This is a genomic window from Rhodoferax ferrireducens (genome assembly GCF_031458075.1).
In the GTDB taxonomy this organism is placed as follows: Bacteria; Pseudomonadota; Gammaproteobacteria; order Burkholderiales; family Burkholderiaceae_C; genus Rhodoferax_B; species Rhodoferax_B ferrireducens_A.
In genome coordinates this window covers 99,342-116,127 of the sequence record NZ_JAVDXT010000003.1, presented here as the reverse complement: position 1 = coordinate 116,127, position 16,786 = coordinate 99,342, and the positions used below count along the sequence as shown (strand labels likewise).

The 16,786-nt window shown below is 62.8% G+C and carries 17 protein-coding genes; 11 read left to right on the top strand and 6 right to left on the bottom strand.

Annotation, left to right across the window (positions count from 1 at the left end; genetic code table 11):
* Nucleotides 1-62 precede the first annotated feature (62 nt).
* Together J2X19_RS15965 and J2X19_RS15960 are read right to left on the bottom strand one after the other, a co-directional pair.
* Nucleotides 63-818 carry a FadR/GntR family transcriptional regulator gene (locus J2X19_RS15965; RefSeq protein ID WP_310374729.1) on the bottom strand — a complete coding sequence of 252 codons (756 nt, stop codon included), beginning with the start codon at nucleotides 816-818 and terminating at the stop codon, nucleotides 63-65.
* Nucleotides 819-842: 24 nt separating this feature from the next.
* Nucleotides 843-1,763, bottom strand: a complete 921-nt coding sequence (locus J2X19_RS15960; protein ID WP_310374727.1) for a dihydrodipicolinate synthase family protein — start codon at nucleotides 1,761-1,763, stop codon at nucleotides 843-845.
* Between the two features lie 230 nt (nucleotides 1,764-1,993).
* Between J2X19_RS15960 and J2X19_RS15955 the strand changes: the two genes are divergently transcribed.
* The 7 genes from J2X19_RS15955 (at nucleotide 1,994) to J2X19_RS15925 (ending at nucleotide 11,353) form a co-directional block, all read left to right on the top strand.
* Nucleotides 1,994-3,952, top strand: a complete 1,959-nt coding sequence (locus J2X19_RS15955) for an ABC transporter substrate-binding protein (protein WP_310374725.1) — start codon at nucleotides 1,994-1,996, stop codon at nucleotides 3,950-3,952.
* A 98-nt stretch (nucleotides 3,953-4,050) separates the two neighbouring features.
* Nucleotides 4,051-5,037 (top strand): ABC transporter permease, encoded by a 987-nt coding sequence (locus J2X19_RS15950; protein ID WP_116608440.1) that lies wholly within the window; start codon nucleotides 4,051-4,053, stop codon nucleotides 5,035-5,037.
* 6 nt (nucleotides 5,038-5,043) lie between these two features.
* On the top strand, nucleotides 5,044-6,192 hold the full coding sequence (locus tag J2X19_RS15945; RefSeq protein WP_310374723.1) for an ABC transporter permease: 1,149 nt from the start codon (nucleotides 5,044-5,046) through the stop codon (nucleotides 6,190-6,192).
* A 2-nt stretch (nucleotides 6,193-6,194) separates the two neighbouring features.
* Nucleotides 6,195-7,913, top strand: a complete 1,719-nt coding sequence (locus J2X19_RS15940) for an ABC transporter ATP-binding protein (protein ID WP_310374721.1) — start codon at nucleotides 6,195-6,197, stop codon at nucleotides 7,911-7,913.
* A gap of 40 nt (nucleotides 7,914-7,953) precedes the next feature.
* Nucleotides 7,954-9,150: a mandelate racemase/muconate lactonizing enzyme family protein gene (locus J2X19_RS15935; RefSeq protein ID WP_116608438.1), complete on the top strand. Its 1,197-nt coding sequence runs from the start codon at nucleotides 7,954-7,956 to the stop codon at nucleotides 9,148-9,150.
* On the top strand, nucleotides 9,143-10,063 hold the full coding sequence (locus J2X19_RS15930) for an aldose 1-epimerase (RefSeq protein WP_310374719.1): 921 nt from the start codon (nucleotides 9,143-9,145) through the stop codon (nucleotides 10,061-10,063). The genes J2X19_RS15935 and J2X19_RS15930 overlap by 8 nt, the downstream gene beginning before the upstream one ends.
* Before the next feature lie 12 nt (nucleotides 10,064-10,075).
* Nucleotides 10,076-11,353, top strand: coding sequence for a glucarate dehydratase family protein (locus J2X19_RS15925; RefSeq protein ID WP_310374717.1), 1,278 nt, complete (start codon nucleotides 10,076-10,078; stop codon nucleotides 11,351-11,353).
* 23 nt (nucleotides 11,354-11,376) lie between these two features.
* On the opposite strand, the gene J2X19_RS15920 is transcribed toward J2X19_RS15925, so the two are convergent.
* Together J2X19_RS15920 and J2X19_RS15915 are read right to left on the bottom strand one after the other, a co-directional pair.
* Nucleotides 11,377-11,811, bottom strand: a complete 435-nt coding sequence (locus J2X19_RS15920; protein ID WP_310374716.1) for a ribosomal protein L7/L12 — start codon at nucleotides 11,809-11,811, stop codon at nucleotides 11,377-11,379.
* A gap of 54 nt (nucleotides 11,812-11,865) precedes the next feature.
* Entirely contained in the window at nucleotides 11,866-12,204 is a 339-nt protein-coding gene (locus J2X19_RS15915; protein WP_310374714.1) for a hypothetical protein, read from the bottom strand.
* Between the two features lie 284 nt (nucleotides 12,205-12,488).
* Between J2X19_RS15915 and J2X19_RS15910 the strand changes: the two genes are divergently transcribed.
* Together J2X19_RS15910 and J2X19_RS15905 are read left to right on the top strand one after the other, a co-directional pair.
* Nucleotides 12,489-13,070 (top strand): DJ-1/PfpI family protein, encoded by a 582-nt coding sequence (locus J2X19_RS15910; RefSeq protein ID WP_310374712.1) that lies wholly within the window; start codon nucleotides 12,489-12,491, stop codon nucleotides 13,068-13,070.
* 62 nt (nucleotides 13,071-13,132) lie between these two features.
* On the top strand, nucleotides 13,133-13,498 hold the full coding sequence (locus J2X19_RS15905) for a ribbon-helix-helix domain-containing protein (RefSeq protein WP_310374710.1): 366 nt from the start codon (nucleotides 13,133-13,135) through the stop codon (nucleotides 13,496-13,498).
* A gap of 79 nt (nucleotides 13,499-13,577) precedes the next feature.
* On the opposite strand, the gene J2X19_RS15900 is transcribed toward J2X19_RS15905, so the two are convergent.
* Nucleotides 13,578-14,096 (bottom strand): hypothetical protein, encoded by a 519-nt coding sequence (locus J2X19_RS15900; RefSeq protein WP_310374707.1) that lies wholly within the window; start codon nucleotides 14,094-14,096, stop codon nucleotides 13,578-13,580.
* Between the two features lie 11 nt (nucleotides 14,097-14,107).
* On the bottom strand, nucleotides 14,108-15,067 hold the full coding sequence (gene trxA / locus J2X19_RS15895; RefSeq protein ID WP_310374705.1) for a thioredoxin: 960 nt from the start codon (nucleotides 15,065-15,067) through the stop codon (nucleotides 14,108-14,110).
* Between the two features lie 57 nt (nucleotides 15,068-15,124).
* Between trxA and purE the strand changes: the two genes are divergently transcribed.
* A complete protein-coding gene (gene purE, locus J2X19_RS15890) occupies nucleotides 15,125-15,628 on the top strand; it encodes a 5-(carboxyamino)imidazole ribonucleotide mutase (protein WP_310374703.1) in 504 nt (167 codons plus the stop codon).
* Nucleotides 15,625-16,785 carry a 5-(carboxyamino)imidazole ribonucleotide synthase gene (locus tag J2X19_RS15885; protein WP_310374701.1) on the top strand — a complete coding sequence of 387 codons (1,161 nt, stop codon included), beginning with the start codon at nucleotides 15,625-15,627 and terminating at the stop codon, nucleotides 16,783-16,785. Before purE ends, J2X19_RS15885 begins: the two co-directional genes overlap by 4 nt.
* The last annotated feature ends 1 nt before the right edge of the window (nucleotide 16,786 follow it).

The following is a 16,786-nucleotide window of genomic DNA, read 5'->3' as shown; positions in this document are numbered from 1 at the left end:
GTTGGTGCCTTATTCCACCCTCCCAAATTCCAAAGGCAAACCAAGCCCTACCCGAAATCGGCTCACTTGCCGAACATGCGATCGCAAGCGTTCGTCAGGTGCTGGCGCATGGCCAATTCTGCCGCTCCGCTGTCGTGGCGCTGCAGAGCATGCAGGATGGCTTCATGTTCTGCCTGCACCGTTTTCTGGCGGTCCCTGCTCTTGAGCAGCGAGAGATTGCGCATCATGTTCATGCTGAACAGCAACTGCTCTTGCATGGATGCAATGGCCGAGACGAAGAACTGGTTCTTCGAGGCCCTGGCCACGGCGAGGTGAAACTCGAAGTCCTCATTCGCCCCCAGTGCCTGCTCGGCCACCACGGTGTTGAGTTGGGCGTAGGCGCGCTCGATTTCCGCCAGACTGGCGTCGTCCACTTGTTTGGCGGCCAACGCGGCTGCACCCGATTCCACAACGATGCGGAAGTCAAAGCAGCGCCGCAGGTCGGAGATGGATTCGAGTGGCGCAAAACGGGGGATGTTCGGGTCGGGCAGCCGGGTGACAAAGGTGCCTGAACCCTGGCGGCTGGTGATGATGCCATCGGCCCGCAAACGCGACAAGGCCTCGCGGATGGTGGGGCGCGATGCCGTAAAACGCTCAGTCAGCGCTTGCTCGGTGGGCAGCCGGTTGTGCCGGCTGGTGGTGGGCCGCGTCGAGCGACTTTCGCCCAATGTCGGGTCGGCAGGAGGCTGGCCCCCCTCGGTCAACTCGCCGCGCATGATGCTGCCCAGAATCTCGCGGTAAACGCGATCAACGAGGCTGGTAGTCGGGCGGTCAGTCATGGCGGGAGTAGGCAGGCAAAGTTTTCAAAGCCGCTGGTCGCTGGCCAAGAGAGCGGCCGCGACGGTCCTGATCTCGGCCATCCGGTCTGCGGGCGAGGCACTGAGTAGCGGCAGGTGTGCACCCATGTCGGCCACGCCGCTAAGCGTGACGGCATCGTGCAGCACGCGGATCAGCGAGATCGAGTCACGCAGGGTTTCCAGGGGCATGAAGGCGTCGTACAAAGTCTGCGCGCGTGCCGTGTCAGCATGTTTGAGCGCCTGCAGCAAGGCCATGCAGGTCTTGGGCGCAATACAGCCTGAACCGGTGGTGAAGGAGGCCAGGCCAAACTGGCTCACATGCGCAGGCGCAGGCCGTTCTCCCATGCCACTGACGATGCGGGCCGGTGTGATGCGTTCCACCAAGGCCCGCAGGTAAGGATCGTTGACCGGGTCGTCGCGCACGATGGCGTACTTAACGGCCAGAATCCGCCCACTGTCCACCAGCCGGCCCAAGGTGGCCACATCCAGGTACTGCTCGCTCTTGATGTAGAGCGTGACGGGGATGCCCGCGGTGTCGACAAAACGCGAGATGCCTTCGGCCACACCTTCGGGCGTGGTGAAGCCCTGCATGGGCAGGACCATGGCCGTGCGGTAGCGGCTGCCACGCAGCAGTTGGGCCTGGTCCATCATTTTTCCAAAGTCCGGGCCAATGGCCGGGATCACCCGCGTGGTGTCGGACGCGCTATCGGCCAGTTGCTCCAGCAGCAAGGCGTAGTCACCCATCGAGGTGTGGTACAGGTTGGCGTTGCCACCGTAGAGCAGAGTGCGGATGCCACCGGCCTCGATATGGTGGATGAGCTGGCGGTTTTGCGCCTCGTCAATCGACAAGTCGGCACGCCGGGCCAGCGGTGGCACGGCCAGAACGGAGGCGGAAAACTCGTCAACATGCAAGGGGGCGATGTTCATGGATACCTCGGGATGTGGTGGTTCCAGGACGGGTAAGCGTCCCATGGGGATGGTCAAAAGCGCTTTAGATTGTATGGAATCTTCTGAATTTGTCAGGCAAATTTGTTTTTATTGGTTTCTGCTGGTGATCTTGTCTTCACATTTCCCCGAGTAAAGCAGGATTGACAAGTAAAAATTCGTCTGACAAAGTGGTGTTGGTCGGGGTTCGAACATTTATTCGGAGACAAGCCATGAAAGAAGAGACAAAGACAAGATTGGGTGGCATGCGTGCAGGCCGACGCACCGTGCTCAAGGGCTTCGCTGGCGCCGCGGCCCTGGCGGGCATGGGGCAATCAGCGTTTGCCCAGCAAGCCAAGGAAGCCCCCGCACTGGCCAAGCTGGTGACCGACGGCAAATTGCCTGCGCTGGCCCAGCGTCTGCCTGCCACACCGCTGGTCATCCAGGCAGAGAAAGTGGGCGTTTACGGTGGCGCCCTGCGCCGGGGATTGCGCGGAAGTGCCGACCACAACGGCATTCTGCGGCTGGTGGGCAACCAGGGGCTGGTGCGTTGGAACCTGGCCTTTACCGAAGTCTTGCCCAACGTGGCAGAAAAATGGGAGGTCAATGCCACTTCCACCGAGTTCATTTTCTATCTGCGCAAGGGCATGAAGTGGTCGGACGGCAAGCCCTTCACGGCCGACGATGTCGTTTTTTCGATTGAGGATTGCGCCAAAAACACCGATTTGTTCAAGACGCCTCCGGGCACGCTGGTGATTTCGGGCAAGCCCGTGGTGGCCAGCAAAATCGATGAAACCACGGTGAAGTTCACATTCCCCGCTTCTTACGCCATGTTTCTGGAGCAGCTGGCCACGCCACTGGGCCAATACCCCACGCTGTACGCCAAACACTACGCCAGCCAATTCCATCCCAAGTACAACAGCAACGTGGCAGCACAAGCCAAAGCGGCCAACCTGTCGGACTGGACGGCCCTGTTCCGCAGCAAATGTGGCGACATCGAAATCCCGGCGCGCTGGGGCAATGTGGACAAGCCCACGCTGGATCCCTGGGTTGTGACCGAAGCCTATACCGGCGGCGTGACGCGTGTGGTGATGGACCGCAACGCCTACTTTTGGCAGGTGGACCAAAGCGGCCAGCAACTGCCCTACATCGACAAGCTCAGTTTCAGCATTGCGCAGGATGTGGAGTCGCTGATGCTGGACGCCCTGTCGGGCAAGCTGGACATCCAGGAACGCCATATCGACTCGCTGCAGAACAAGCCCACGCTGTCGCAAAACCAGCAAAAAGGCGGCTACCGTCTGGTGGAGCTGGAGGCAACCAGCGCCCAGCAGGTGCAGATCTACCTGAACTTGACGCACAAAGACCCGAAGATGCGCGAGATGTTCGGCAACAAGCAGTTCCGCCAGGCGCTGTCGCTGGGCATCAACCGCAAGGAAATCATTGATCTGGTGTACCTCGGCCAGTCCGAGCCCTTCCAGACCGGTCCTCGCCCCGGCCACCCCTGGTACAACGAGAAGCTGTCCCGCCAGTTCACCAACTTCGACCCCAAACAGGCCAACGATATTCTGGACAAGATTGGCTATGCCAAGCGTGACGCGCAGAAGTTCCGCCTGCGTCCGGATGGCCAGCGGGTTTTCTTCTCGATTGACGTGATCCCCACGCTCTACCCAGATGCCGTGGACACGCTGGAGCTGGTGAAGCGGCACTGGGCCGACATCGGTGTAGACATGAAGGTCAATACCATTGAGCGTGCCTTGTTCTACACACGTGGCGACAACAACGACCATGACGGCGCCACGTGGCCCGGCCCGGGTGGACTGGACCCGATGCTGGACCCCCGTGATTATTTTGCGCAGCACCCACAGGGCTCGCGCTATGCGATCCCCTGGACCATCTGGTTTGCCTCCAATGGCAAAGACGGCCAGGAGCCACCCGAAAGCCAGAAGCAGCGCAAGAAGCTGTTTGACGAAGCGCTGGCCACCGCCGACCTGAAGAAACGCGGCGAGGCCATGAAAAAGGTGTTCGACCTGTGTGCGGATGCCTATGAAACCATTGGCGTTTGCCTTGCCGTCAACACCTTCGGCATCGTCAAGAACAATCTGCAAAACGTGCCCAAGAAGTATCCCAATTCGTGGACCTGGCCCAACCCGGGGCCTGCGCTGCCACAGCAGTTCTTCTTCACCCGGACTTGATCCGCACACCGAGTTTGCAGCCGACGTGTACAGGCAGCAAACCGGCTGGTGGTTGACGCCACCAGCGGGGTTGTGCGCCGCTTTCAAGGGATACCGATATGTTCGTTTTCATCGTCAAGCGGATGCTGTGGATGCTGCCGTTTCTGCTGGCCATCAGCTTTCTATCGTTCGTGTTGATCCAGCTGCCACCCGGCGACTACGTCACCACCTACATCGCCACGCTGGCGGCCTCCAACGAGGTGGTAGACCAGGCCACGGCTGCAGACCTGCGCAACCGGTTTGGCCTGGACCAGCCCATGATCATCCAGTACTGGAAGTGGATCTCCAACATCGTTTTGCACGGTGACTTTGGCCTGAGTTTCGAGTGGCAGCAGCCGGTGGGTGACCTGATCTGGGAGCGCATGGCCCTGACGCTGTTGCTCACCTTCTCGACGCTGCTGGTGACTTGGGGCATTGCCTTGCCCATCGGCGTGTTCTCTGCGGTAAAGAAATATTCGATTGGCGACTATGTGGTGACCTTTCTTTCGTTTCTTGGCCTGGCCGTGCCCAGCTTTTTGCTGGCCCTGGTGCTGATGTATGTCGCAGCGGTCGAATTCGGGCAGAACGTGGGTGGCCTGTTTTCAGACCAGTACCTCACGGCGCCCTGGAGCATGGCCAAGGTGGTGGACCTGATGCAGCACTTGTGGATCCCGGTGATCATCCTGGCCGTGTCGGGTACGGCCAGCCTGATCCGCGTGATGCGCGCCAATATGCTCGACGAGCTGAACCGACCCTATGTGACCACGGCCCGCGCCAAGGGCTTGTCGGAGTTCACGCTGCTGGTCAAGTACCCGATGCGCATGGCGCTCAACCCCTTCATCTCCACCATCGCCTGGCTGCTGCCCAACCTGGTTTCGGGCTCCATCATCGTGGCCATCGTGCTGAGCCTGCCCACGGCCGGCCCCCTGCTGCTGCAATCGCTGATGAGCCAGGACATGTACCTGGCGGGTGCTTTCATCCTGTTGATCTGCGTGCTGACCGTTACGGGCTCGTTGATCAGCGACATTCTTCTGGCGCTGGTTGACCCGCGCATCCGTCTTGAGTAACGCATCTTGAACACTCCTGCTGCATCTTCCCCCGTCATCGACGGCATAGTCGGACAGACGGTCAGCCGTCTTGCCGTTGCGTCCCAATGGCAACTGGTCTGGTGGGCCTTCAAGCGCCACCGGCTGGCCATGGTGGGCTTGTTTGTCACTATCGGGCTCTACGTGATTGCCGTGGTGCCCGGCTTCTTTGCGGTCAACGACCCATCGCAACAGAATCGGCGTGCCGTGTTCTATCCGCCGCAGACCGTGCACTTCATCGATAGCGGGGCTGATGGCTGGTCGATGCATCCCTACATCCATCCTTACATACTCAAGCGTGACCCGGTCACGCTGGCATCGGTGTACCAGGAGGACAAGGAGCGCAAGGTGCCGTTGCGCATGTTTGGCGAGGGTTACGAGTATTCGGTATTCGGCCTGTTCAGCTCGCGCATCCATCTGTTTGCCACGCAGGATGCCGACCAACCGCTGTTCTTGTTTGGCGCCGATCGGTTGGGGCGCTGTGTGTTCAGCCGCATCATGGTGGGGACCCAGATTTCTCTGTCGGTCGGTTTGCTGGGCGTGATTCTGTCACTCACGATTGGTATTATTTTGGGCGGCATTTCCGGCTACTTCGGCGGGCGCGTCGACTTTGCGATCCAGCGCGTCATCGAGCTGGTGCTGTCTCTGCCCACCATCCCGATCTGGCTGGCGCTGGCGGCGGCCCTGCCGCAGGACTGGCCCGCCACCCTGAACTACATGATGATCACCTTGATCTTGTCGCTTACCGGGTGGGCGCAACTGGCCCGCGTGGTACGCGGGCGCTTCCTGAGCTTGCGCACCGAAGAATTTGTGACCGCTGCACGGCTGGATGGTGCGTCTGAAGGCCGCATCATCTTCCGCCATATGCTGCCCAGCTTTTCGAGCCACATCATTGCCTCGGTGAGCCTGGCCATTCCGGCCATGATCCTGGCCGAAACCTCGCTCAGCTTCCTGGGCCTGGGCCTGCAGCCGCCCACCATTTCCTGGGGCGTGCTGTTGCGTGAAGCCCAGAACATCCGCTCCATCGCCACAGCGCCCTGGCTGTTTGCACCCGGTGCTGCCGTGGTGTTGGCCGTGATTGCCCTCAACTTCCTGGGGGACGGTTTGCGTGACGCCTCCGACCCGTACAACAAATGACCATGACCCCAGGAACTTCCACCCCAAGCGCGACCAGCGTGTCGCCCATTCTGCTGCAGGTCAATAACCTGAGTACGCACTTTGCCGTGCGCAACGGCAGCATCAAGGCCGTGGACGGCATCTCGTTCAATGTGGAGCGCGGCCGTACGCTGTGTGTGGTGGGCGAAAGCGGCAGTGGCAAAAGTGTCACCGCCCGCTCCATCCTCCAGATCGTCGACGAGCCCGGGCGCATTGCTGGCGGCTCCATGGTGCTGAACCGGGCTGACGGGTCCAGCGTGGACCTGGCCAAACTCCATCCACGCGGCAAGGAAATCCGAGCCGTGCGTGGTGCCGAGATCGCCATGATTTTTCAGGAGCCCATGTCATCGCTGTCGCCGGTGCATACCGTGGGCAACCAGATCATCGAGGTACTGCGGCTGCACATCAAGATGGGCAAGCTCGAGGCACGGGCCCGCTGCATCGAGCTGCTGGCGCAGGTGGAGATTCCCCACCCCGACAAGGCCGTGGACCGCTACACCTTTGAGTTCTCGGGAGGCATGCGCCAGCGGGTGATGATTGCCATGGCTCTGGCTTGCAATCCCTCACTTTTGATAGCAGATGAGCCAACCACCGCACTCGACGTGACCACGCAGGCCGAGATTTTGGACCTGATTAAGCGCCTGCAGAAAAGCCACGGTATGGCGGTGATGTTCATCACCCACGATATGGGCGTGGTGGCCGAGATTGCCGACCAGGTCATCGTGATGCACAACGGCAGGATCGTGGAAACCGGCCCGGTGGACCAGATCTTCCATGCGCCGCAGCACGACTACACCCGCATGCTGATCGGTTCCGTGCTCAAACTGGGGCGCAAGGCCGATATCCGGGTGCGACGCAAGGCACCAGATCCTGCGCAGCAGCCCATTTTGGAGGTGAACGACCTGAGCATGCATTTTGGTGGCCCCAAATCTTCCACCAAGGCCGTGGACGGGGTGTCGCTGAGCCTCATGCCGGGGGAGTCCCTGGGTATTGTGGGCGAGTCTGGCTCCGGTAAAACCACCATGGGCCGCTGCCTGCTGCGGGTCTACGACCCGACGGCGGGCGCCATCAACTACCGCCAGCCCGACGGCACCGTGATCGATCTGGTGACGGCAGACAAACACACGCTGAAGCAGTGCCGGCGTGAGATGCGGATGATTTTCCAGGACCCGGTGAGCTCCCTCAACCCGCGCATGACGGTCGCACAAATTGTGGGGGAACCACTGCTGGTCAATGGCTTGGCCACTGGCAAGGAGCTGGATGAACGCGTGGCCGACCTGCTGCAGAGCGTGGGGCTGGAGCCGGCCTGGCGCGAGCGTTACCCCCATGCCTTCTCGGGCGGCCAGCGCCAGCGCATCGGCATTGCGCGCGCCATTGCGCTCAATCCGCGCATCATCGTGGCCGACGAGGCTACCGCGGCGTTGGACGTGTCCTTGCGTTCCCAGATGCTGGATCTGCTGCTGAACCTGCAGGACAAGCTGGGCCTGTCCTTTATCTTCATTAGCCACGACATCGCGGTGATCCGTTACTTCTGTGACCGGGTTGCCGTGATGTACCGGGGCAAGGTGGTGGAAACCGGCCCTACCGAGCAGGTGTGCGATGCCCCTACCCACGCCTACACGCAAGCCCTGCTATCGGCCATACCGAAACCTGACCCGCGTGCGCGCAGCATGCATATGCGGTTTCGCTACACAGGAGCCTAGCCCTCAACACGGGTGCCTTTTTTCATTACGGAGATACAGCATGAAAATTGACAGACTGCGCGTGTTCATGTCGCGCGACAAGAACCGGCCACGTGTCATTCTGGCGATGGACACCGACGAGGGCATCACCGGCTGGGGCGAGTGCTACAACCACGGGCCGGACAAGGCGCTGTTCCCGCTGTTTGACTACCTGGTCACCTTTCTCAAAGGCCAGGACCCGCGCCGCATCGAGTTTCTGGTGCACTATCTGATGCAGCAGACGCGCTTTCCACCGGGCGCGTTGGGTTTGGCAGCGATCGCGGCGATTGACCATTGCCTGTGGGACATTTCGGCCAAGGCCCTTGGCGTGCCTGTGTACATGCTGCTGGGCGGCCACGTGCGGGACCGGGTGCAGGTCTATGCAGGCATGTACACCGCGCCCGACGCGGCCCAGGCGCGCGACGAAATGGACGCGCTTAACGAGCAATGGGGGCTCAAGGCATTCAAGCTCAGCCCTTACCGCATTGACATGCACCGCCACCGCTGGGGCGAGGTGGTCAAGACCTCGGCAGACTACTTCCGCACGCTGCGCGAAACGGTCAAACCCGAGTATGAAATCGCCTTTGATGCACACGCCAAGATTTTCGAGCCGGCCCAGGCCATGCAGCTCGGCAACGCACTCGCGCCCTACGATCCGCTGTTTTTTGAAGAGCCGATCCGGCCCGAGAACTTTGAGGCCTGGGGCGAGCTCAAGCGCGGTCTGCAGTGCACATTGGCTACCGGTGAGTCGCTGTACAGTCGCTTTGAGTTTCTGCGGCTGCTGCAGGTCCGCGGGTGCGACATCATCCAGCCCGATGTGTGCGTCGTGGGTGGTCTGCTGGAGATGTGCAAGATTGCCGCGCTCGCCGAAGCCCATTTTGTGACCATTGCGCCGCACAACCCTATGGGCCCGCTGGCCACCGCCATCAATGTGCATTTCAGCGCCGCCCAGACCAATTTCCGCATTCTGGAGTACCGCCTGCCGCAGGGCGCCGGCTATGTGTACGGCACCGAAGCCACCGTCAGCGCAGAAAGCCGCGATGAGGGCGCCTGGTACGTGAAAGACCCGTACCTGCCCAAGGACGGCTACCTTGAGTTGCGCCCGGATCGTCCGGGTTGGGGGGTCGAGATGAACGAGGAACTGCTGGGTACCGAGGAATACATCCACTGGGAACGCAAGGTGCCGGTCAAGCCCGACGGTTCGACCGGTTATGCCTGAAGCCGCCCTGCACCCCGTCATCACCTTGCACGCAGGTGGCGCCTCCGCCCGCCTTGTTCCGCATGCGGGCGGACGGGTGTCCGCGCTGCGCCTGGAAAGCGGCGGGGGCGAGGCGGTGGACGTTCTCCACCCGTACCCCGAAGACTTCTTCGACCCCATAGCGTGGGCCAAAGGCGGCATCTATCCACTGATGCCGTATTCCAACCGGATTGCCAACGCGCTGCTGCATGTCCAGGGTGAAACCCATGCCCTGCGCCCGCACCCCGGTGCCATGCCCCACAGCCTGCACGGCAACGCCCACGCGCAGCCCTGGCAGGCCGCGCAGTCAGGCCCCGATACCGCTACGCTGACCCTGGACAGCCCACCTGGCCCGGCCTGGCCCTGGCACTACACCGCCAGCCTGCACTTCGAACTGACGCCTTCGCAGCTGCGTGTCGGCCTGACGCTGTGCAATGCAGACCAGCGCAGCATGCCGGCCGGCATGGGCCTACACCCCTTCTTTCAGCATGCTCCTGCAGCGCAGCTCAGCTACCGCGCCACCACGCTATGGCCGGTGACGCCGGACTACCTGGCCGGTACCGCGCGGCCACTGCGGGCCGATGAACAGCATGCAACGCCACGCCATCTGCCGCAGGGGGCTGTGAACGCCTACCTGGGGGGATGGGATGGAACGGCGCTGGTCGAACTGCCACAGGGTGCGCTAATCAGCATGCAGGCCGACCCCTTGTTTGGCCACCTGGTGGTGCACCGGCCAGACCCGCCTGTTTATCTGTGCCTGGAGCCTGTCAGCCATGTGGCAGACGGCTTCAACCTCGCGGCCCGCGGGGTGGCAGACACCGGCATGCGTCTGTTGGAACCTGGCGGCAGCCTGAGCGGCGAGATACGCTTTGCGACCCTGCCAAATCGCCCCTGAAAGGATATTGGAATGAGCCTGTCGACCACCCGCATCGTGGCGGCCCGTGTGACCCCCATCGCGTTCCGTGACCCACCGCTGCTGAATGTGGCCGGTGTGCATGAACCCTGGGCACTGCGCAGCATCATCGAGGTCGAGACCGCCGATGGTCGCGTGGGTCTGGGCGAAAGCTATGGCAATCTGGAAACACTGGAGCACCTGGCAAAGATCGCGCCCCAGCTCGTGGGGCTGGACCCTTTTGACCTCAACGCCCTGACCCGCGTGGTCTACGGCCTGGTGGGCAACAACCCCGATACCGGCGCTACCTTCGCACCCGAAGGCGACAAGGCGCGCGCCAGTGCGCTGGCCGCATTTGAGGTGCCCTTCCTGGACCTGCAGGGCCAGATTCTGGACCGCCCCTTGTACCAGGTGCTGGGGGGCGCGGTTCGACCCCACGTAGCCTACAGCGCTTATCTTTTTTACAAGTTTGCCCAGCACAAGGAAGACCCCGGTTACCCGACCGACGACTGGGGCGAGGCACTCACGCCAGCGCAGCTGGTGCAGCAAGCCCGCCGCATGATCGACAGCTACGGCTTTGGCTCCATCAAGCTCAAGGCGGGTGTGTTTCCACCCGAAGAAGAAATTGCCGGCCTGAAGGCCTTGCGGGCCGCTTTCCCGGGTTACCCCTTGCGGATTGACCCTAATGGGGGCTGGTCGGTGGCGACCACGCGCCGCATCATGCCCTTGCTGGCTGCCGAAGGCTTGCTGGAATACCTGGAAGACCCCGTCAGCACGCTGGAGGAAATGGGCGAAGTGGCCCAGTTCTCGCCCATGCCCCTGGCGACCAATATGGTGACCGTGGCTTTTGGCCACATCCCCAAAACGGTTCAGCTGGATGCTGTGCAGGTGATCTTGTCCGACCACCACTACTGGGGCGGCCTGCGGGCCACCCAGCACTTGGCGACCCTCTGCCGCACTTTCGGCATCGGCATTTCCATGCACTCGAATTCGCATATGGGCATCAGCTTGGCCGCCATGACCCATGTCGGCGTCACGCTGCCCAACCTCAGCTATGCCTGCGATACCCACTACCCCTGGCAGGAAGACGAAGTGATTGCAGGTGGCAAGCTGTCTATCCGCAACGGCGTGCTGGCACCTCCGCCAGGCCCCGGCCTGGGCGTCACCCTGGACCGCCAGGCGCTGGCCCGACTGCACCAGAACTACCTGGACTGCGGCATCCGCAAGCGCGACGATGCGAAAGAAATGCGCAAGCACCAACCCGACTTCAACCCCCAGTGCCCCCGGTTCTAGCCTAAGTCATCTTGAAGACGGGGTCAGCTACGCAGGGCGCAATAGGCAATAAGTCCGAAGACCGCGTGGGCCGCGACGACATACCAGATGAGATTGCGCGATGTGGAGACTTTGCCCGGTGCGTCTCTGTCCACCTCCGATTCCACCTCTGGCGAGGCGGCCTCGACCCAGTCTTTGGCCTCGTTCAGTCCCAGGCCCGTCTTCTCGCGCAGGAGCTTGACCGCCTCTACTTTGCTTCCTCGCCGAAGGGCTTCGATCACTGGACTGGGCAGTGGGCTCGCCGCAAAAGCCATGGCTGTGTGCGAACGGATTCCATGGCCGTATTCCTCGACAGCAGCCTTGGATTCCTGGAGTCCGAGCCCGGTTGCCTCACACAGTAGCTTTACAGCTTCGAGCTTGTTGCCGGCCTGCAGCGCAGCCAGCACATGGGGAGGAAGTGGATTCGAGGTGGCAGGCATCGTGGTACTTCGATTTTCAGAATGCAGGCAGGATGGCGAGTGTTAACGCCAGCATCAGGGCGCCTGTTGGAGACCCAGCACCAACCAGATCAAGCCGAGCGCGACGCACAAAGACGCCCATGCGGCGAGCATGCCACCAAAGTTCACCGCGAGCACCAAAGGGGCAAAGCCGCTCGTGAACCAATGGCTGAGGGGCACGAATGGCTCCGCGAGACTGCCGGCGGGACAGACGGCTTGCATGCCAAAGCTTGCTGGCGTGCAGCCGGCCCATGCAACGACTTTGCGCGCAGCCATACCGGACGAGAACGGAATGCCGAACAGCAAGCAGAAGGCCATCAGGCCGCTGGTTACGAGCCAAAATGCCCATTTGAAGAAGCGGCGAGTATGTTGCATATGTGCCCTAAGGCCCTGTAGACCGCAAAACCTGCGGTCAAGCCAGGTAAAAATTCCACCAAACCCCGCAGAGCGGGCGGCCGCCATGTTAGCCGTCGAATACCTGCTTGTCGTACGCCGATCAGATGAATCACCGCGTGCTTGCGGCGGTAGGGCGGCGCTCTTCGTGATCGGTGGCGCTTTAAATGCCTGTTACACCCCGTCCCCATGTAGTAGCCGGCTAACACCCGCCGATACATGCATCGCCCAACAATGGACGCCCAACCACCCTTGAGGAGACGAATATGGCGGCGAAAAAGATACTCATGCTGTGCGGTGACTACTGCGAAGACTACGAGACCATGGTGCCGTTCCAGGCGCTGCTGGCCGTGGGCCACACCGTCCATGCCGTGTGTCCGGACAAAAAATCCGGCGACCACATCAAGACCGCGATCCACGATTTCGAGGGCGCGCAGACCTATAGCGAAAAGCCCGGCCACAACTTCATCCTGAACGCCACCTTCGCCGGCCTGGATGTCGCCAGCTACGATGCGCTGGTGATCCCCGGCGGCCGCGGCCCCGAGTACCTGCGCACCTACCCGGCCGTGGTGTCGGCGGTCAAGCATTTCTTCGAGGCCAACAAGCCGGTGGCGGCCGTCTGCCATGGCGCGCAGCTGCTGGCCGGCGCCGGCGTGCTGAAAGGCCGTACCTGCTCGGCCTACCCGGCCTGCCGCGCCGAAGTGGAGATCGCCGGCGGCACCTATGCCGAGATCGCCATCGACGCAGCGGTGACCGATGGCAATCTGGTGTCGGCCCCGGCCTGGCCCGCGCACCCGGCCTGGATTGCGCAGTTCCTGGCCCTGCTGGGCACGCGTATCAGTTTGTGACCAGGCATTGACGCTGGGTATGCAGCCTCCGATGATGTGGGGCTGCATCCAGGGAATCCACCATGTGCCAAGTCTTCATCAGCGCCGACCCCGCCCTCTACGACAGCCGCGCCCGCTCGGTGCGGCTGCACGGTGTGGCCACCAGCATCAAGCTGGAAAACCTGTTCTGGCAGGTGCTGGACGAGATCGCCCAGCGCGACGGCATGGGCGTGCCCCAGCTCTGCGCCAAGCTGTACGACGAGCTGGTGGCCGAGCGCGGCGAGGTCGACAACTTTGCCTCTTTCCTGCGCGTCAGCTGCGGCCGCTACCTGGCCTTGCAGCTGTCCGGCGGCATCCCGCAAGACGCCAGCATCTCCATCCGCAGCCTGAATGCCCAGCAGGTGCTGGCCACCGAAGGGCACCGCAGCCTGCTGGCGCGGGCGGCCTGAGTTGACAATCGCTCTGCTATTGAATTAAGAGCTGCTGGCGAAGGTATATCCTGCGCTACAGGCCTTTTTTATCTAAAAATTACTGCACCGCCCAACCCAGGCGTTTCAGGTGGATCTTGGTCCAGCCGTCATCCAGCCGGCCGTTCTTGATCTCGCAGGCCGCGGGTTTGCTGGTGTAGCCGCCCAGCGCGTTCTTGGCGTACAGCTCCATCGACAGCACCGTGCCCTCTTTTTGCAGGTTGCGGTAGTAGGGGCTGCCGGGGTCTTTCAGCAGCGGCTTCAGGTACTCCAGGCACATATCGCCCTCGGGCTCCAGGCCGCTGCGGCCTGCGCCCATGGGGACGGGCGCAGGCAGGTCCGCCGGCGAGGGGGTGAGCGTGGGCGAAGGGTCTTTTTCCATCGACAGCGTGGCCGGGTCGATGGTGACGATGCGCGGGCGCGGAAAGTTGTGCATGGGCTGCGGCTGCGCGGTGTTGGGACACACGGCCTGCTGGTAGCTGATCTTGCCGTCGGCGCCTACGCACTTCACCACCGCCAGCGCCGGGCCGGCGGCCAGGGCCAGCAGCGCGGCCAACAGGGGAAGCTGGAGGGCGGGCACGGGAGGCGGGCCTAATTCAGCACCATGCTCAGCCGGCGCCGGTAGGTGGCGATCAGCTGGGCCTGCGGGTCCTGGGCGGTGACGGAATTGCCCGACAGCTCGATGCCGCCCGCCGACTTGTTGCCGGCTTCGGCGCTGGCCTTGGGCTTGGGCGGGGTCAGCAACTCCAGGATGGCGACGAAGGTCTTGCGCGGGGCTTCGTCGCTCCATTTCTTGTCGCGCATGATGATTTCCAGCAGCTCGTCCATGGACGCGGTCCATTCGCCCATGGCCATCAGCACGCGGGCCTTGCCGAAGCGGGCGTCGAAGTCACGCTTGCTGGCGGAAATCTTGGCATCAAATTCGGCCATGGCGCCCGCGCCTTCTGCGACAGTAGCTGCGAAATTGAGAGCGGATATCCATTGCGACAAGGCTTCGAAGCGCAGCTGCGCAGGGATGTACTTGCGCGTGGGCTGCAGCGCGGCTTCGGCTTCTTCGAGGTGGCCGGCCTGGACCAGCAGGCGCACGTAGTCGTAGCGGGCGTCGTCGTTGCTCGGGTCAAGCGCCAGGGCTTCGTGCAGCTTGTGCAGGGCGGCATCGGTGTCGCCGGCCTCGGCCAGGGCCAGGGCTTGCTCGGCTTCCGACGGCTCGGTGTCCAGCGGTTCGCCGGCGGGCACGTGCTTGTCGAGGAATTCCTTGATCTTGCCCTCGGGCAGGGCGCCCTGGAAGCCGTCCACCGGCTGGCCGTTCATGACCAGGATGCAGGTGGGGATGCTGCGGATGCCGAAGGCGGCGGCCAGCTGCTGTTCTTCGTCCGAGTCGATCTTCACCAGGCGGAAGCGGCCTGCGTACTCTTGTTCGACCTTTTCCAGCAGCGGGCCAATGACCTTGCAGGGGCCGCACCACGGCGCCCAGAAATCGACCAGCACGGGCGTGGTCATGGAGGCGGCAATCACCTCGGTTTCAAAGTTTTCGACGGTGACGTTGATCATTTCTGAGGGCCTCTGGGGGCAAAAAGTAAAATTCGAGGTTAATCAGAACAAAGCCTTATGAACTCTATTCAAATTGGTGTGGTGATGGGTTCCAGTTCCGACTGGGACACCATGCAGCATGCGGTGCAGATTCTCCAACAGTTTGGCGTCGCGCACGAAGCCCGCGTGGTATCTGCCCACCGAATGCCCGACGATATGTTCGCCTATGCCGAATCGGCCGCCGGCCGCGGCCTGAAAGCCATCATCGCCGGTGCCGGTGGCGCCGCCCATCTGCCGGGCATGCTGGCCGCCAAGACCACGGTGCCGGTGCTCGGCGTACCAGTGGCCAGCCGCCACCTGCAGGGCGTGGATTCGCTGCACAGCATCGTGCAAATGCCCAAGGGCATTCCGGTGGCCACGTTCGCCATCGGCACCGCCGGGGCTGCCAACGCCGCCCTGTTCGCCGTGGCCCTGCTGGCCAACGAAAACCCGGCCTTGCGCGCCCAGCTGGAAGCCTTCCGCGCCGCCCAGACCGAGGTGGCCCGCAATATGACCCTGCCACCCCCGGCTCCCGTGCTATGAAGCCGGCCCTGCTCCCCGGTGCGACACTGGGCGTGATGGGCGGCGGCCAGCTGGGCCGCATGTTCATCCACGCGGCCCAGACCATGGGCTATTTCACCGCCGTGCTGGACCCGGACGCGGCATCCCCTGCCGGCCGCGTCAGCCACCACCACATCGCCACCGACTACCTGGACCCGCAAGGCCTGGCCCAGCTGGCCGGCTTGTGCGATGCCATCACCACCGAATTCGAAAACGTGCCGGCGCCGGCGCTGGCATTGCTGGCCGACAGCAAACCCGTGTCGCCCGCGGCCTCGGCCGTGGCCATCGCCCAGGACCGGGCGCAGGAGAAAGCCCATTTCGTGCGCTGCGGCGTGCCCTGCGCGCCGTACGCGGTGATCGACACGCCCGAGCAGCTGGCAGCGGTGGACGAGGCCTTGCTGCCCGGCATCCTGAAGACGACCCGCCTGGGCTACGACGGTAAGGGCCAGGCCCGCGTCGCCACCCGGGCCGAGCTGGCCAGCGCCTGGGCGGCAATGAAGAACGTGCCCTGCGTGCTGGAAAAAATGCTGCCGCTGGCCGCCGAATGCTCGGTGATCGTGGCGCGCGGCGCCGACGGCCAGATGGTGCACCTGCCGATCCAGCGCAATCTGCACCGCGACGGGATTCTGGCGGTGACCGAGGTTTATGCAGAAAACATGCCTGCGGCGCAGGTAAATTCTGCGCTGGCAGCTGCGAAATCCATAGCATCTGGCCTGCAGTACGTGGGCGTGCTGTGCGTGGAATTCTTTGTGCTGCAAGACGGCAGCCTGGTGGTCAACGAGATCGCCCCGCGCCCGCACAACAGCGGCCATGCCAGCCTGGACTGCTGCGATGTATCGCAGTTCGAGCTGCAGGTGCGCACACTGGCCGGCCTGCCCCTGGTGCAGCCGCGCCAGCACAGCCCGGCGCTGATGCTGAACCTGCTGGGCGACCTGTGGTTTGTGCGCTCCGAGCAATCCACCACACCGCCCTGGGCCGAGGTGCTGGCCCTGCCCGGTGCGCATCTGCACCTGTACGGCAAGGCCACGGCCAGCAAAGGCCGCAAGATGGGCCATCTGACGCTGACCGGCCCGACGGTCGAAGCTGTGCGCGCCACCGCCTTGCAAGCCGCAGCGCTGCTAGGTATCGACGCGTTTTGAA

Excerpts from the sequence above, each read along its gene's own strand:
- J2X19_RS15965 (WP_310374729.1), bottom strand. The coding sequence starts at position 818 with ATGACTGACCGCCCGACTACCAGCCTCGTTGATCGCGTTTACCGCGAG.
- J2X19_RS15960 (WP_310374727.1), bottom strand. The coding sequence starts at position 1,763 with ATGAACATCGCCCCCTTGCATGTTGACGAGTTTTCCGCCTCCGTTCTG.
- J2X19_RS15955 (WP_310374725.1), top strand. The coding sequence starts at position 1,994 with ATGAAAGAAGAGACAAAGACAAGATTGGGTGGCATGCGTGCAGGCCGA.
- J2X19_RS15950 (WP_116608440.1), top strand. The coding sequence starts at position 4,051 with ATGTTCGTTTTCATCGTCAAGCGGATGCTGTGGATGCTGCCGTTTCTG.
- J2X19_RS15940 (WP_310374721.1), top strand. The coding sequence starts at position 6,195 with ATGACCCCAGGAACTTCCACCCCAAGCGCGACCAGCGTGTCGCCCATT.
- J2X19_RS15935 (WP_116608438.1), top strand. The coding sequence starts at position 7,954 with ATGAAAATTGACAGACTGCGCGTGTTCATGTCGCGCGACAAGAACCGG.
- J2X19_RS15930 (WP_310374719.1), top strand. The coding sequence starts at position 9,143 with ATGCCTGAAGCCGCCCTGCACCCCGTCATCACCTTGCACGCAGGTGGC.
- J2X19_RS15925 (WP_310374717.1), top strand. The coding sequence starts at position 10,076 with ATGAGCCTGTCGACCACCCGCATCGTGGCGGCCCGTGTGACCCCCATC.
- J2X19_RS15920 (WP_310374716.1), bottom strand. The coding sequence starts at position 11,811 with ATGCCTGCCACCTCGAATCCACTTCCTCCCCATGTGCTGGCTGCGCTG.
- J2X19_RS15915 (WP_310374714.1), bottom strand. The coding sequence starts at position 12,204 with ATGCAACATACTCGCCGCTTCTTCAAATGGGCATTTTGGCTCGTAACC.
- J2X19_RS15910 (WP_310374712.1), top strand. The coding sequence starts at position 12,489 with ATGGCGGCGAAAAAGATACTCATGCTGTGCGGTGACTACTGCGAAGAC.
- J2X19_RS15905 (WP_310374710.1), top strand. The coding sequence starts at position 13,133 with ATGTGCCAAGTCTTCATCAGCGCCGACCCCGCCCTCTACGACAGCCGC.
- trxA (WP_310374705.1), bottom strand. The coding sequence starts at position 15,067 with ATGATCAACGTCACCGTCGAAAACTTTGAAACCGAGGTGATTGCCGCC.
- purE (WP_310374703.1), top strand. The coding sequence starts at position 15,125 with ATGAACTCTATTCAAATTGGTGTGGTGATGGGTTCCAGTTCCGACTGG.
- J2X19_RS15885 (WP_310374701.1), top strand. The coding sequence starts at position 15,625 with ATGAAGCCGGCCCTGCTCCCCGGTGCGACACTGGGCGTGATGGGCGGC.